The sequence below is a fragment of the Geomonas agri genome (assembly GCF_020179605.1).
In the GTDB taxonomy this organism is placed as follows: Bacteria; Desulfobacterota; Desulfuromonadia; order Geobacterales; family Geobacteraceae; genus Geomonas; species Geomonas agri.
This window is the reverse complement of record NZ_JAINZO010000002.1, coordinates 520,878-535,711: the sequence shown is the minus strand read 5'-3', so window position 1 is coordinate 535,711 and position 14,834 is coordinate 520,878. Positions and strand designations below refer to the sequence as shown.

General features: G+C 62.1%; 14 protein-coding genes. 9 read left to right on the top strand and 5 right to left on the bottom strand.

The features are described from left to right. Window positions 1–8 precede the first annotated feature (8 nt). The 7 genes from atpG to K7R21_RS13805 all read left to right on the top strand — a co-directional run bounded on the left by atpG (window position 9) and on the right by K7R21_RS13805 (window position 6,995). Window positions 9–872, top strand: a complete 864-nt coding sequence (gene atpG, locus K7R21_RS13835) for an ATP synthase F1 subunit gamma (protein ID WP_224983882.1) — start codon at window positions 9–11, stop codon at window positions 870–872. A gap of 51 nt (window positions 873–923) precedes the next feature. Next, window positions 924–2,336: a F0F1 ATP synthase subunit beta gene (gene atpD / locus K7R21_RS13830; protein WP_224983881.1), complete on the top strand. Its 1,413-nt coding sequence runs from the start codon at window positions 924–926 to the stop codon at window positions 2,334–2,336. Window positions 2,337–2,423: 87 nt separating this feature from the next. After that, a complete protein-coding gene (locus K7R21_RS13825; protein WP_183343904.1) occupies window positions 2,424–2,840 on the top strand; it encodes a F0F1 ATP synthase subunit epsilon in 417 nt (138 codons plus the stop codon). Window positions 2,841–3,053: 213 nt separating this feature from the next. Next, window positions 3,054–4,439, top strand: a complete 1,386-nt coding sequence (locus K7R21_RS13820; protein WP_224983880.1) for an MATE family efflux transporter — start codon at window positions 3,054–3,056, stop codon at window positions 4,437–4,439. A gap of 138 nt (window positions 4,440–4,577) precedes the next feature. Then, window positions 4,578–5,606, top strand: a complete 1,029-nt coding sequence (locus tag K7R21_RS13815; protein WP_224983879.1) for a retropepsin-like aspartic protease — start codon at window positions 4,578–4,580, stop codon at window positions 5,604–5,606. Between the two features lie 94 nt (window positions 5,607–5,700). Then, window positions 5,701–6,711, top strand: coding sequence for a DMT family transporter (locus K7R21_RS13810; RefSeq protein WP_224983878.1), 1,011 nt, complete (start codon window positions 5,701–5,703; stop codon window positions 6,709–6,711). After that, entirely contained in the window at window positions 6,708–6,995 is a 288-nt protein-coding gene (locus K7R21_RS13805; RefSeq protein ID WP_224983877.1) for a hypothetical protein, read from the top strand. Before K7R21_RS13810 ends, K7R21_RS13805 begins: the two co-directional genes overlap by 4 nt. A 3-nt stretch (window positions 6,996–6,998) precedes the next feature. Here K7R21_RS13805 and K7R21_RS13800 read toward each other — a convergent pair whose 3' ends face one another. Genes K7R21_RS13800 through K7R21_RS13780 form a run of 5 tightly spaced genes read right to left on the bottom strand, consistent with a single transcriptional unit; the run spans window position 6,999 to window position 12,244 of the window. Beyond that, window positions 6,999–8,069, bottom strand: a complete 1,071-nt coding sequence (locus tag K7R21_RS13800) for a protein-glutamate methylesterase/protein-glutamine glutaminase (protein WP_224983876.1) — start codon at window positions 8,067–8,069, stop codon at window positions 6,999–7,001. Then, a complete protein-coding gene (locus K7R21_RS13795; RefSeq protein ID WP_224983875.1) occupies window positions 8,066–8,977 on the bottom strand; it encodes an HDOD domain-containing protein in 912 nt (303 codons plus the stop codon). The genes K7R21_RS13800 and K7R21_RS13795 overlap by 4 nt, the downstream gene beginning before the upstream one ends. Window positions 8,978–8,987: 10 nt before the next feature. Further along, window positions 8,988–9,860 (bottom strand): CheR family methyltransferase, encoded by an 873-nt coding sequence (locus K7R21_RS13790; RefSeq protein WP_224983874.1) that lies wholly within the window; start codon window positions 9,858–9,860, stop codon window positions 8,988–8,990. A gap of 10 nt (window positions 9,861–9,870) precedes the next feature. After that, window positions 9,871–11,703 (bottom strand): chemotaxis protein CheA, encoded by a 1,833-nt coding sequence (locus tag K7R21_RS13785; RefSeq protein WP_224983873.1) that lies wholly within the window; start codon window positions 11,701–11,703, stop codon window positions 9,871–9,873. A gap of 43 nt (window positions 11,704–11,746) precedes the next feature. After that, a complete protein-coding gene (locus K7R21_RS13780) occupies window positions 11,747–12,244 on the bottom strand; it encodes a chemotaxis protein CheW (protein ID WP_224983872.1) in 498 nt (165 codons plus the stop codon). A gap of 317 nt (window positions 12,245–12,561) precedes the next feature. Between K7R21_RS13780 and K7R21_RS13775 the strand changes: the two genes are divergently transcribed. Both K7R21_RS13775 and K7R21_RS13770 read left to right on the top strand, forming a co-directional pair. Beyond that, window positions 12,562–13,968 (top strand): sigma-54-dependent transcriptional regulator, encoded by a 1,407-nt coding sequence (locus K7R21_RS13775; RefSeq protein ID WP_224983871.1) that lies wholly within the window; start codon window positions 12,562–12,564, stop codon window positions 13,966–13,968. Between the two features lie 11 nt (window positions 13,969–13,979). Continuing rightward, the gene (locus K7R21_RS13770) at window positions 13,980–14,765 is read left to right on the top strand and encodes a lytic transglycosylase domain-containing protein (protein ID WP_224983870.1); all 786 of its coding nucleotides are present in this window, start codon (window positions 13,980–13,982) and stop codon (window positions 14,763–14,765) included. Window positions 14,766–14,834: the final 69 nt, after the last annotated feature.

The window sequence follows — 14,834 nt, the reverse complement described above, 5'->3', positions numbered from 1 at the left end:
CTTAGCGAATGGCAAACCTTAAGAGCATCAAGAAACGGATCGTATCCGTAAAAAATACCCGGCAGATCACCAAGGCCATGAAGATGGTCTCGGCCGCCAAGCTGCGTCGCGCCCAGGAAAACGTGGTCGCGGCGCGCCCCTACGCGGGTAAGCTCGCGGAGGTGCTTGAGCGTCTCGCCAAGAGCCAGGAGTCGGATGCCAATCCGCTCATGGTGAAGCGCGACGGCGGTCGTGCACTTCTGGTGGTGGTGACCTCGGACCGCGGCCTGTGCGGCGGCTTCAACGCCAACCTCTCCAAGGCCGCCGACCGCTTCATGAAGGAGCGCAAGGGCGACTTCTCGGAAATGACCCTGATGACCATCGGCCGCAAGGGTTACGAGTTCCTGAGGAACCGTCACACGGTCCGCAAACATCACGGCAACATCTTCTCCACCCTCTCCTACCAGACCGCGGCCCTGCTGGCTGCCGAACTGATCGAGGGGTACCTGGCGGAAGAGTACGACGAAGTCTTCATCATCTACAACGCGTTCAAGAGCGTCATGAGCCAGGACATCACCCTGGAGCAGCTGCTGCCGATCGCGCCGAAGGCCGGTGACGAGGACGAAGTCGGGACCGAGTACATCTACGAGCCGTCCAAGGGCGCGCTCCTGGATGAACTGCTTCCCAAGCACATCGAGGTCCAGGTCTTCAAGGCCCTCCTCGAGTCCGTCGCCTCCGAGCATGGCGCAAGGATGACGGCGATGGATGCCGCCTCCAAAAACGCCACCGAGATGATCGCCAAGCTGACCCTGATCTACAACAGGGCCCGTCAGGCGGCCATCACGACCGAGCTGATGGAAATCATCTCCGGCGCTGAATCGATCAAGGGTTAACACTTATAAAAATATGTGGCCCTCTCGGCCGCAAAAGGAAGAGGTTTAAACATGAGTCAGAACTTCGGAAAAATATCGCAGGTCATCGGCGCAGTTATCGACGTCGAATTCGAGCCGGGCAAGCTCCCGCCGATCTACCAGGCTCTCAGGGTAACCAACCCCGCGATCGACGACCAGGAGTTCAACCTGGTTCTCGAAGTCGCACAGCACCTTGGCGAGAACGCCGTCAGGACCATCGCAATGGACGGTACCGACGGTCTGGTTCGTGGCCAGCAGGTCATGGACACCGGCAAGCAGATCTCCGTACCGGTCGGTCGCAAGACCCTGGGCCGCATCCTCAACGTCATCGGCGAGCCGGTTGACGAGATGGGTCCGGTAGGAAACGAGAAAGAGTACGGCATCCACCGCGAGGCGCCGCTCTTCGTGAACCAGTCCACCAAGGTCGAAGCGTTCACCACCGGCATCAAGGTCGTCGACCTGCTCGCACCGTACGCCAGGGGCGGTAAGATCGGCCTCTTCGGCGGCGCAGGCGTCGGCAAGACCGTTCTCATCATGGAGCTGATCAACAACATCGCCAAGCAGCACGGCGGCTTCTCCGTTTTCGCCGGCGTCGGCGAGCGTACCCGTGAAGGGAACGACCTCTGGATGGAAATGAAAGAGTCCGGCGTTCTCGACAAGGCTGCTCTCGTGTACGGCCAGATGAACGAGCCTCCGGGGGCGCGTGCCCGCGTTGCTCTCTCCGCGCTCTCCATCGCAGAGTACTTCCGTGACGAGGAAGGCCAGGACGTGCTCCTCTTCGTTGACAACATCTTCCGCTTCACCCAGGCAGGTTCCGAGGTGTCCGCACTTCTGGGCCGTATCCCGAGCGCCGTCGGTTACCAGCCGACCCTGGCTACCGAGATGGGCGAGCTGCAGGAGCGCATCACCTCGACCACCAAGGGTTCCATCACCTCGGTTCAGGCGATCTACGTACCGGCCGACGACCTTACCGACCCGGCTCCGGCAACCGCCTTCGCCCACCTCGACGCGACCACGGTTCTTTCCCGTCAGATCGCCGAGCTCGGCATCTACCCGGCAGTGGACCCGCTCGACTCCACCTCCAGGATTCTCGACCCGCAGGTCATCGGCGAGGAGCACTACGGTGTAGCCCGTCAGGTCCAGTACGTACTCCAGAAGTACAAGGATCTCCAGGACATCATCGCGATCCTCGGTATGGACGAGCTTTCCGAAGAGGACAAGCTGGTCGTTGCCCGCGCCCGTAAGATCCAGAAGTTCCTCTCCCAGCCGTTCCACGTGGCAGAGGCCTTCACCGGTTCCCCGGGCAAGTACGTCGAGCTGAAGGACACCATCAAGGGCTTCCAGGAGATCATCGCTGGCAAGCACGACGACCTCCCGGAGCAGGCCTTCTACATGGTCGGCACCATCGAGGAAGCTATCGAGAAAGCTCAGAAGCTCGCGGTGTAATTAATCTGGTACGGCTAAAGGCTTGAGGAAAGGGGACCGGCTCCGCCTGTCCCCCTCTCCCTCGCACCTTTACCTCAAGAGGTTTATATGGCTGAAAAACTGAAGGTTGAACTGGTAACCCCGTACAAGAAGGTCATGTCCGAAGAAGTGGACGAGATCACCGCCACTGGTGCCCTCGGCGAGTTCGGTGTCCTTCCGGGCCACGCCCCCTTCCTCACCTCGCTGAAGATCGGCGAGCTGGCCTACAAGAAGGACGGCGTGCTGCACCACCTGGCGCTCAACTGGGGCTACTTCGAAGTGGAAAACGACCAGGTCACCGTGCTGGTCGAAACCGCCGAGAGGGCCGACGAGATCGATCTGGAGCGTGCCAAGGCAGCCCTTGGGCGTGCCGAGACCGAGCTCAAGTCGCTCACCCCGGAAGACAAGAACTTCCGCATCTACCAGGCCGCGCTCGAGCGCGCCCTGATCCGGGTACAGGTGGCCGGCAAGGCAGGCGGGCGCTAAGCGTCCGAAACAGAAACAAATGAGAAGAGCGGCCACGCCGCTCTTTTTTTTTGTCCGGAGGACGTGTAAGCTTGTTCCTTTGAACAAACCGCCCCCCCTCCCAGCCTCCCCCTTCCAGGCGGAGGAGCTTCAACCTGCCCACTTTCCCCTCCCCCTGAGGGGGAGGGCTAGGGAGGGAGAGCTTTTCTATGAAGGCAGCGAATTGAAGGTGCCATGAACCACGGTCACGACCTGCTCAACCAACCCATCCCCGGCCTGATCCGCAAGATCGCCGTGCCCACCAGCGTGGGTTACTTCTTCAACACCATGTTCAACGTGGTGGACACCTTCTACGGTGGGCGCATCTCCACGGACGCCCTGGCGGCGATGTCGCTCTCCTTCCCGGTCTTTTTCCTGATCATCGCCATCGGGGCCGGCATCTCCACCGGAGCCACCTCGCTCATCGGCCATGCCCTCGGTGCCGGCGACCGCGACGGCGCGCGCCACCTTGCCGGACAGACCCTCTCTTTCGGCTTGCTGCACGGTTTGCTGCTGACCTTGGTTGGACTAGCCTGCGCACCCTTCCTGTTCGGCCTGCTCGGCGCCCATGGAACCGTGCTGGAACTGGCCCTGCAGTACATGGGCTGCATCTTCACCGGCAGCGTCTTCTTCCTGGTCAACTACGTCCTGAACGCCATCCTCAACGCCACCGGCGACAGCCGCAGCTTCCGTAACTACCTGGTGCTCGGTTTCTTCCTGAACCTGGCCCTCGACCCCTGGTTCATGTACGGTGGCCTTGGTTTGCCCGCCTTCGGTCTGTCCGGCATCGCATGGGCCACCGTGCTGGTTCAGGCCATCGGCAACTGCTATATGCTGATGCGGGTCAGGCAGTCCGGTATGCTCAGGCATTTCCGCATCCCGGAGCTGATCCCGGACCGGCACGCCTACTACCAACTCGCCAAGCTCGGCTTCCCGTCGAGCCTCAACATGATGACCGTTGCCATCGGTATCTTCGTCATCACCCGCTTCGTGGCCCGCTTCGGCAGCGACGCGGTCGCCGCCTACGGCATCGGCACCAGGATCGAGCAGATTGCCCTGCTACCGGTCATGGGGATGAACGTGGCCACCCTGGCGCTGGTGGCGCAAAACAGCGGGGGGCGCCAGATGGAGCGCGTGGTGCTCACCATCCGTACCTCGCTGCGGGCCGGCATGATCCTGATGAGCTTTGGCACCGCGGCGGTCTTCCTCGCGGCACGGCCGCTCGTGTCGTTCTTCACCAAGGACCCCGTGGTCGTCGATATCGGCGTGCACTACCTGCACATCGAATGCTTCGTCTTCACCGCCTACGTCATCCTCTACACCAGCGTCGCCGTGCTGCAGGGGCTCAAACGTCCAGTCTTCCCTCTGGTGATCGGCCTCGCGCGGCAGATCGTGTTCCCGATCCCGATCTTCTACCTCCTGTCGGATGTCCTCGGGTGGGGCCTCACCGGCATCTGGTGCGGCATCCTGTTCGTCACGTGGGGAGCCGCCTGCGTCATCCTGCTCTACGTCCTGCGTCTCGCTACCACCATGGACGGCTCCGCCGCAGTGGTGCAAGAGGCAGGGGAAGACGGGCGCTGATCCGCGGTTCGTTGGCCGCTGCTATTTTTCCTCAGGCGGCCCACCGGCGCTGACGCGCTGCCCATAGTACGCTAGAATTTCCTGTCGTCGCCGAACAGTGCCACATGACGCGGATTCGTGCTGCCGTGGGGGATCGCCATGGATCTCGAGCATCTGTGCAGGGGAATAAAGGAAAGGGTCGCGCTCGAACTGCGGGAAAGCACCGATGCCGCCACCAGGCACGAGTTGTTGATTGCGGCCCTCTGCGACGTTGAGCGGATCGTCTTCCCGGTCCTGGGACAGGCCAACGGGGTACAGGGATACCGGCGTCTGCAGGATATGGTCATGGACCTGGTCAGTTCCATTGCCATCCCGCTGATCAAGGGCGGTGACCGGGGGGCGGTGGGGGCCTTGGCGAAACTTGCGCAGACCTGTCCGGATCCCCTGATCGGAAAGAAGTTGGCTGGATACGCCCATGAGCTGTCCGGGCGGCAGACCCACCGCGCCGGACCAGTATCTGCGGCAAGGACCGCTGCCGGGTTGGCCGGCCTGCTGGCGGTGGCCGGCGTGATGCTTTACCTGCTGTGGCCCTATGGCGCCAGCGAGCAGGTCCAGCTGGCACAGGCCCAGCAGATCGCGGAAGAGGCTGAGCCCAAGGGGCAGGTGCAGACCGGTGCCCAGATCCCTACGTCGGCGCAGGCGGAACAAAACGGGGACGGGGAGCAACGGGGAAGGGGGGAACAGCTTTCCCAGCGACAGGAACGACCCGCCGCGATGCTGGCGGCGGCCCCCGCTGGCGATATGGTCACCAAGGTGCGCGTGGTGGACAACCAGGTGCTGGTCCCGGTGACCGTGAAGCACGGCGGCCAGGCCATCCGGCTGGAATTGGTCCTCGACACCGGCGCCACCAGGACGGCACTGCACGAAAGTGTTGCCAACAGGCTCCCCATTGATTTACGCTCTGCCGCGAATGCGCAGGCGGAGCTGGCCGACGGCAGGGTGGTGCGCTCCAGGATCGTGCGCGTCGACGCGGTGACCGTCGGCCCCTATGCCCGCCCTTCGATGGAGGTCGAACTGATCTCCTACAGTGGCAGCTCCGGGATACACGATGGCCTGCTAGGGATGGACTTCCTGCGCAAGTACCGCTACCAGATTGACATGGAACATGAAATGATCCGCTGGTTTTAATGCACCGCGGTTGGAGGGGAAGTGAGCAGGGAAAGAAGTTTAGGTAGAGGTGCAGCGCTTCGCCGCGTAGGCCTCGGGGCGGGGTGCTGACAGCATGACGGGAAGTCTCAAATCGGTATATGTGAAGCTGGTTCTGACCACATTTTTCTGGGGCGGCACCTTCGTCGCGGCGCGCCTGGCGGTAAAAGAGGCGCCTCCTTTCTTCGCGGCCACCAGCCGGTTCTCGATCGCAGGGACCTGCCTCATCGCGCTCACCGCCTGGTACGCAGCCAAAGAGGGCAAACCGTTCCCCGTGCCCAAGGGGTTGCGGGAGCTTGCCCTCCTCTTCAGCCTGGGCGTCACCGGCATCTTCTGCTACAACGCGGTCTTTTTTACCGGCCTGAAGCTGACCACAGCCACCAGCGGCGCGCTCATCGTCGCCATCAATCCGCTTCTGACTGCAGTCCTCTCCGCGCTCTGGCTCCGGGAAAGGGTCACCCTGACCCAGGCAATCGGCCTCCTGGTGTCGCTGCTGGGCGTGTCGGTGGTTATCTCAAAAGGATCCTGGGCGGTCCTCGCCGGCTTCGCTTTCAACAAGGGCGACATCATCATGCTGGGTGCACCGCTTTGCTGGGCGCTCTACTCCATCCTGGGCAAGAAGGCTCTCGCCACCTTCACGCCGCTGGCAGCCACTGCGTACGCAGCGCTGTTCGGAGCGATGCTCCTCTTGCCGGCCGCGCTGCTCGAACACGCCGTCTTGGGTGGCCCCTGGCCTGCGTTCAGCTGGGTTGGGTGGCTTGCCATCCTGCAACTGGCACTTTTGGGGACTGTGGTCGGGTTTGTCTGGTGGTACCAGGGGGTGGGGCGGATAGGTGCCTCGCGCGCGGCGGTCTTCGTCAACCTGGTCCCGTTCTTCGGGGCGATGCAGGCTGCGCTGCTCTTGGGGGAACGGGTGGTGCTGCCGCAACTGTGCGGCGGGTTGCTGGTGGTCGCCGGCGTCTACTGGGGCAGTCGCGGTACCGCCAGGCAGCAGGCCGCGGTGGCGGTACCAAAGCCGACAAGTGGCCCGGAGCGAACGGGTGCAGAGGGCGAGGGGTTCCAGGAACGGGGGGAGGTCAAGCCATGACAAGGATGCTGCGAACCATCGCGCTGATCTGGCACGCGCTCCATCCCGCACAAGGCGGAACACCCCAGCCGGTCGAGCCGGATAGGGTGCGTGAGTGTGAGCCAGCGGATATCAGGGGAGGTATGGGGCTTTTCCTGGATGCTTCCGGCGAACTGAGGCTCTTCGTCCCGAACTGCCGGGGGCTTGCCGCCCCGGTCGTGCTGTTCCGGTTGAAGCGGGAAGGTTTCTCGCGCTGCTCTGTCAGGATCTCCGCAGGAGGGCTGCTGATCCAGGCGCGGCGCTAAAGTCTAGCCGATCTTCCCGATCTCGAATCCTATCTGGTCCAGCGGCAGCACTACGTCGGCCACCTTGCCGTCGATGCAGGCGCGCGGCATGCCGTAGATGGTGGAGGTCGCCTCGTTCTGCACCAGGGTCAGCCCTCCTTTTTCCTTCAGATGCTTCATCCCCTTGAACCCGTCATTCCCCATCCCGGTCAGGATTACCCCTAACATGGCGCCGTTGCTGGCGTCCGCCATGGAGGTGATCATCTGGTCCACCGAAGGGATGTAGATGTACTGCGGGAACTCGCTGGTCGGGGAGGTCTTCACCACGATATTGCTCCCCTGCCTGACCAGGCTGGTATGCATTCCGCCCGGTGCGATCAGCACCTGCCCACCCTTGACGATATCCCCGTCCACCGCTTCCCTGATCGATAACGAACACTTGGCGTTGAGCCTCTCGGCGTAGGGGCCGGTGAAGGCCTTGGGCATGTGGATGGCCACCACGATGCCGTGCGGGAAATTGACCGGGATTCGGGAGATGACCTCCTGGAGCGCGACCGGTCCCCCGGTGGAGGCACCGATGCCGACGTAACCGATGCGGCGGTTGGCGAACTGGGACGGACGCACCTGCACCGGCGGCGCGACCCGCTGCACGAGGCCGAGGCCGCCACGCCTGGGGATGGCAGAGACCGAAGCCTCGCGCACTTTCTCGAGGAGCGCCGCCTGGAACATGGCCTGCGCGTCCTTGCAGTCGCTGACGTTCTTGGGGACGTAGTCGATGGCGCCCGCTTCGAGCGCCTCGAAGGTGGCCCGCGCCCCCTCGCAGGTAAGGGTGGAGACCATGAGCACCCGGGTGGGCTGCTTGGACATGATCTGCTTCAGCGCGGCAATGCCGTCCATGCGCGGCATCTCGACGTCCATGGTGATCAGGTCCGGTTTCAGCGCCAGGGCCTTTTCCACCCCTTCCATGCCGTCGGCCGCGATGCCGACGATCTCCACGCCGGGGGCCTTGGTGAGGATGCCGCGGATTGCCATCCTCATAAAGGAGGAGTCGTCGACGATCAGTACCTTCAGTTTGCTCGAGGTTGCGGGGATCATGACGTTTCTTTGGCTCCTATGCCTTGGAAGATCGATTTGACCATGTCCTGGATCTCGGGGACGCGGTCGTCCAGCTCGTAGCAGAAGCGCTCCACGTCGAGGTCGGCGAGATTGGGCGCGTAGGCCCTCAGGATAGCCCAGGCCTTTTCCTCGGCGAGGTTGAAGGTGACCCAGGAGCTCCCGCCGTAGTCGAGCTGGCGCACGGAGCAGAACAGGTCTGCCAGGTTGACGATGGCGCACAGGGTCGGGTCGAGCACGGCCTGCTCCGGGTCGTGGTGCAGCCCGATCACCTCGCAGTAATCGGCAGGGAAGTTCCACTTTCGGGCGATGCACAGGCCGATCTCGCTGTGCGAGGTCCCCAGGTACTCGGCCTCCTTGTCCACCAGCCGGAAGGGATGGCCCTTCACCGACTCGAGCAGGGCGCGGAAGGCGTCCTGGCGGTAGTAGGAGAGGAAAACCTCGCCGATGTCGTGCACGATCCCCACCAGGTAGGCCTTTTCGGTGTCCGGGTAGCGCACCCGCTGGGCGATGATCTTGGAGACCACGCCGACGCCGAAGGAGTGCTCCCAGAACGTCCTGACGTCGAAGATGCCGTCTCGCCCTTCGAATACGTCGACGAAGGAACAGGTGAAGGCCAGCTCGCGGATGTGACGGAAGCCCAGGTAAATCAGGGCCCGTTTCACGGACTTTATCTCGTTGGCCGGTTTGTACAGCGGCGAGTTGACCATCTTGATGACCCGGGCCGCCAGGACCTGGTCGGCCAGAATCATGTCGGCAACTTCATCCAGCTCGACGCCGGGGCGGTCCAGAAGCTCGATCACCCGGGTGGCCACGTGCGGGATGGTGGGGAGGTCAACGAAGCTCTCGACCATCTCCTGGGCAGTCTGCATCATGGCTGCTTTATCCATTGCATCGTCCTCACTTGTTGTAGGTGAACCCGCCAGGGAAGTGCACGGTCTTGAATTTGTCGTTCACCCCATGCAGCGACTCGGACTGCCCCACGAAGAAGTAGCCATACGGCTGCAGGTTGTTGTAGAAGTGCTGCACTACCTTGCTCTTCGAGGACGTGTCGAAGTAGATGAGCACGTTGGCGCAGAAGATAAAATCGAAGCTCTTCATGAAGAGCATCTTGTTGTCGTCGTAGAGGTTCAACTGGCTGAATGTGGCCAGTTTCTTCACGTCGGGAGAAAGCACGAACCGCCCCGGGGCCTCTTCCTTGAAGTATTTCTTGAGGTAGTAGTCGGGGGTGTTGCGCACCGAGTAGCTGTTGTAGACCCCTTCGCGTGCCTGGCCCAGCACCGTCTCATTGATGTCGGTTCCCACGATTTCGATGATCCAGTCCTTCAGGAGCGTGGCGCGCTTTTCCAGGAGGATCATGGCCATGGTGTAGGCCTCTTCGCCAGACGAGGAGCCGGCGCTCCAGATGCGCAGCTTCTTGAACCCGATTTTCCCCTTGGTGGCGATGATCTCGGGGAGGAACTTGTTCTCCAGCGCGTTCAGCTGGGGCATGTTCCTGAAGAAGCAGGTCTCGTTGGTGGTGATCTCGTCGAGCAGTTTGGTCAGCTCGGTCCTTCCGGTGGCCGGGCTGCGCACGTACTGGTAGTAGTCCGCATGGGTCTTGCAGCCGGTCCCTTCCATCCTGCGCGCCAGACGGCTTTCCAGGAAGTACTTCTTGCTGCTGTGGAAGTAGATGCCGCAGACGTTGTATATGTAGTCCCGAAGCTGCTCGAAATCCTTGTCGGAAATCTTCGGGGCACTTTTAGCGTCAAATGGTTTCATGTCTAATGGCATTATCGTCCCCTCAGGCTGCCCCACCGACCAGTCCGATCGGATCTACAATTAACGCCACCCTGCCGTCTCCCATGATGGTCGATCCGCCGATCCCCGGGAGGTTGGACAGGAACTTGCCCAGCGACTTGATGGCAACCTCCTGTTGCCCGAGCAGCCTGGTGACGATCAGGCCGATCCTCTTCTCTGCGACCCCAACGATGACCACGTAGCAGGTGTCCCGGTCCGTGTAGACCTCGTGGCACCCGAAGGTCTGCTGCAACCGGAGCAGCGGCAGCACCGAGTCCCGCAGCTTGAGCACCTCCTGGCCGCCGATCATGTGGAACTCCTTCTTGCTGACGCGCATGGTCTCGATGACCGAGGCCAGCGGGATCGAGTAGACCTCCTTCTCGACCTCGACCAGCAGCGACTGGATGATGGCCAGGGTAAGCGGCAGTTTCAGTATGAACTCGCTGCCGTGCCCCACCTCGTTCTTGATCTCGATGATGCCGTTCAGCTTCCGGATGTTGGTGCGCACCACGTCCATGCCCACGCCGCGCCCGGAGAGGTCGGTGGTCTGCTCCTTGGTGGAGAAGCCGGGGAGGAAGATGAGGTCGAGGATCTCCCGGGTCCCCATGGCAGCGACCTGCTCGTCGGTGACCAGCCCCTTGTCCAGCGCCTTCTTGGCGATCTTGTCCGGGTCGATGCCGCGGCCGTTGTCCTTGATGCTGATGACGATCTGGTTCCCCTCGTGGGCGGCGGAGAGGACCACGGTGCCGGTGCGGTCCTTGCCGGCGGCCAGGCGCTGCTCCGGGGTCTCCAGGCCGTGGTCCAGGGCGTTCCTGATCAGGTGGATCAAGGGATCGCCGATCTCGTCGACAACGGAACGGTCCAGTTCGGTCTCCTCGCCGTAGATGACCAGGTCGACCTCCTTGCCCAGGTCGCGTGCCAGGTTGCGGACGATGCGCGGGAACTTCTTGAATACCTTCTCCACCGGGAGCATGCGCATCTTGAGGACCTGCATCTGCAGTTCCGAGGTGACGAAGTTAAGCCGCTTGGAGAGCTTGCCGAAATCGTCGCCGAACTCGGCGGGATTGAGGCCGGTCTGGTAGTCGCTGTGCAGCTGGATCATGCGGTTACGCTCCAGCACCAGCTCGCCGACCTGGTTCATCAGGTCGTCCAGGCGCTTCACGTCCACCCTGACCGTCGAGTTGTCGGCGAGGTCTTCGCCACCACCCTTGGCGGGAACCTTTTGCGGCTCCTTGACCGGCTGGGGCTTGGGTTGCGGCGCGGGCGCTACCTGCTGGGCGGGCGCGGGCTCGGCCTTGGCTTCCGCCTTGGCTTCTTGCGGGGCGGCAGACGCGGCCTCGGCAGCAGGCTCGGCCGCCGCGGCTTGTGCCGGCGCTTCCGCAGGGGCGGCAGCCTTCTCCTCCTTGGGGGCGAAGACGGGCGCGAGCACGGTCGCTTCCACGGCGTTCTCCGAAAGGAACGGGATCAACTTGGCTATGGTCCCCTCCAGGTCCCGGTCGACGATGTCGCCACCCTTGATGTCGGCCACCAGGGTCTTGACGAGGTCGACCGCCTCGAGGATCACGTCCATGATCTCGGAGGTGAGCGTCAGCTCCAGCTTCCTGAGCCGGTTCAGCACGTCCTCGGTCTTGTGCGTGACCTTGACGAGCATGTCGAATCCCAGGAAGCTCGAGGCCCCCTTCACCGTGTGGATGGACCGGAAGATCCGGTTCATGAGGTCGGCGTCTTCCGGGCTCTTCTCGAGAGAGATCAGGTCGTCGTCAAGTTTTTCCAGGAGCTCGGTGGTTTCGGCAAGAAAGCCGTCCAATAGTTCCTGATCTTCGCAGTCTATGGCCATTTTTGTGCTCCGGAAAGGGGGACCGTTTCCCCCTGTTGGTGCCTTACGCTACGTTGCTGAACAGCCTTCTTTCGTCGGCCGAGAACATCTTCTCGAGGTCAAGCAGGACCAGGAGCCGTTCGGCCTGGTTGATGACGCCGGCCATGCACTCTTGCTCGATACCGCTGGAGACCACCGGGGGAGGCGGCTGGATCTCCTTCTCGGAGATGCGGATCACCTCGGAAACCTCGTCCACGATGAACCCCATCAGCTCGCCCACCACCTCCATCACCATGATCCTGGTGCGCTTGTCGTAGTCGGTGTCCATCAGGTCGAACTTCTTGCGCAGGTTGATGATCGGGATGACCTTGCCGCGCAGGTTGATGACACCCTCGACGTAGTGGGGGGTGTTGGGCACCCGGGTGATGTTGAGCATCCGGATGATCTCGCGCACCATGAGGACGTTGATGCCGTACTCTTCTTTCTCGAGGTTGAAGCTGACCAGCTGGATCAACTCCCCCCCGTACTCTTCGCTCTTTACCTTGGTGAGTGCGGTCTCCATGGACCCTCCCTCTACGGTGTAATCGGGACCGACACGTGGTGCCAGCCCTACTGACCCTAATCGGCCGGGTATGACAAAGGTTGAATATTTTTTTTCTCTAATGCAAGATCGCTGTCAGCGATGCGGAACGCCGCCCAGTGCGGCTGGAGCCCCCCATCCGGGGTATGTTTGGGGGTGTCGGGCAAAAAATTGACAGGGATGATATTTAGCCCTAGTCATTTAATTGACATTGCCGAGAGAACTCGCTATAGTTTCGGACGTTGACCGTTTTTGTATCGGCTTAAATCTCAGCAACTTTAACCGAAATCGGGGAAACGATGGAAACGCCGAAAATACTGATCGCAGATGATGACAAAAAGACGCGGGACTTCGTGGCCGCCTTTTTGAGCTACAAAGGGTACCAGGTCTACCAGGCCTTCGACGGGCAGGACGCCCTGCAGAAGATAGAGATGCACGACGTGCAGATGGTCATCACCGATATCATGATGCCGCGGGTGAACGGTCTGGAGTTCATCCGGCAGCTCAAGTCGCTCCGCCCGGAGATAGTCACCATAGCCTACAGCGCCTTCGCCAACAACGAGATGACCGCCAATCTCCTGAAGGCGGGGGCGTTCTTCTATCTGGAAAAGCCCTTCAACCTCGAGGAGTTGGAAACCCACGTCAAGCGCGGCCTGGAGCACCAGGCGCTGCAGAGCAAGAGTTTCCGGTCCAAGCCTTGCATAAAGAACAGGGCGCTTTTGAACAACATCATCGGCGAAAGCGAAAAGATGCTCTCGCTTTTCGAGATGATCGAGAAGGTAGCCACCTCCGACTCCACCGTCCTGATCCAGGGAGAGTCGGGGACCGGCAAGGAACTGGTGGCGCGGGCCATCCACGACCTCTCCAACCGCTCCGACAAGAACTTCGTGGCCCTCAACTGCGCTGCCATCCCGGACGAGCTTTTGGAGAGCGAACTGTTCGGCCACGTCAAGGGCTCCTTCACCGGCGCCGTCGCCACCCGGGTCGGGCGCTTCGAGATGGCCGACAAGGGGACCCTGTTCCTCGACGAGATCGGGGACATGAAGGCGAACCTGCAGGTGAAGCTCCTGCGCGTGCTGCAGAGCCGGGAGCTGGAGCCGGTAGGTTCCACCCGCTCCAAGAAGGTCGACGTCAGGATCATCGCGGCCACGAACCAGAACCTGGACGGGATGGTGGCCTCCAAGGAGTTCCGCGAGGACCTCTATTACCGGCTGTCCGTGATCCCGATCATGCTTCCCCCCCTGCGCGAGCGCGGGGCGGACATTCCGCTCTTGTTGAACAGCTTCCTGGAGAAGTTCAACCGGAGCAAGCAGCGCAAGGTTCAGGGTTTTGACAAGCAGGTCATGGAGACCCTGGGGAGCTACGACTGGCCCGGCAACGTGCGCGAGTTGGAGAACCTGGTGGAGCGCCTGGTCATCATCAAGGGGACCGGCGTGATCAGCATCCACGACCTTCCCGAGAAGTACCGCGGCGGCCGCAGCATCCCCGTGGCGCACGGCGAACACATGATCAACCTTCCCGACGACGGCTTCTGCCTCAACAGCGCTGTTGAAGAGTTCGAGAACCGGCTGATCTTGCAGGCCCTGGAGAAGAGCGGCGGCAACAAGAAAGAAGCCGCCGAGCTCTTGAACCTGAAGCGCACCACGCTGATCGAGAAGTTGAAGAAGAAGAAACTGGTTTACGGGGAGACTACGCTTTCCCCGTAAGAGGGGAGAATATGTCGATCAATCCCATAACCACGGCCCCGGGGAGCGTCGAAGGGGGCAAGAAGCCCGTCGCCGCCGGTTCGCCGGCAGTGCCCTTCCAGGAGATGCTGGACAAAGGGAGCGCCACCGTCCCGGTGACGCCTCAGGCCGCCGCCGAGGCGCTTCGGCTGAAGATGCTCAGTTCCGCCCTGGCGATCGGTGGTGGTGAAGCCGCAACCCCGGCTCCATCCACTGCCAACGTCAACGTTCAGGGTTTGTTGAACCGGTTTCTGGAGCAGCTTCCCTCCCGCGGCAGTGCGGTGGCCGAGACCCGTGAAGCCGCAGCCGAGCAGGGGCCCGAGGCCGCTTTCCAGTCCCAGCAGTCCCATTTCCAGGCCGGCCAGCTTCCCGTCGTGCCGGGGGTAGCCGACGACAGCGGCACCGACGCCATCATCCAGCGGGCCAGTCAGCGCTACGGCGTGGACAGCGGGTTGATCCGTGCGGTGATCAAGGCCGAGAGCAATTTTAACCCCCGCGCTGTCAGTTCCGCAGGCGCACAGGGGTTGATGCAGCTGATGCCCGCCACCGCGCGGGGGCTCGGCGTCACCGATTCCTTCGATCCCGAGCAGAACATCATGGCGGGGACCAGGTTTTTGAAGGACATGTTGCGCCGCTACAACGGCAACGTTGACGAGGCCTTGGCCGCCTACAACTGGGGACCGGGCAATGTCGACCGTCACGGCACCGACGTCCTCCCCCGGGAGACCAGGAATTACCTGGCCAAGGTCAAGGGTTACTACGCCCAGTACCTGGCCTAGCAGGCGGGTAGAGCGGGTAGAAGCCATGTTCAAAAACAAAAGCCTCCGCACCAAAAGGTGCGGAGGCTT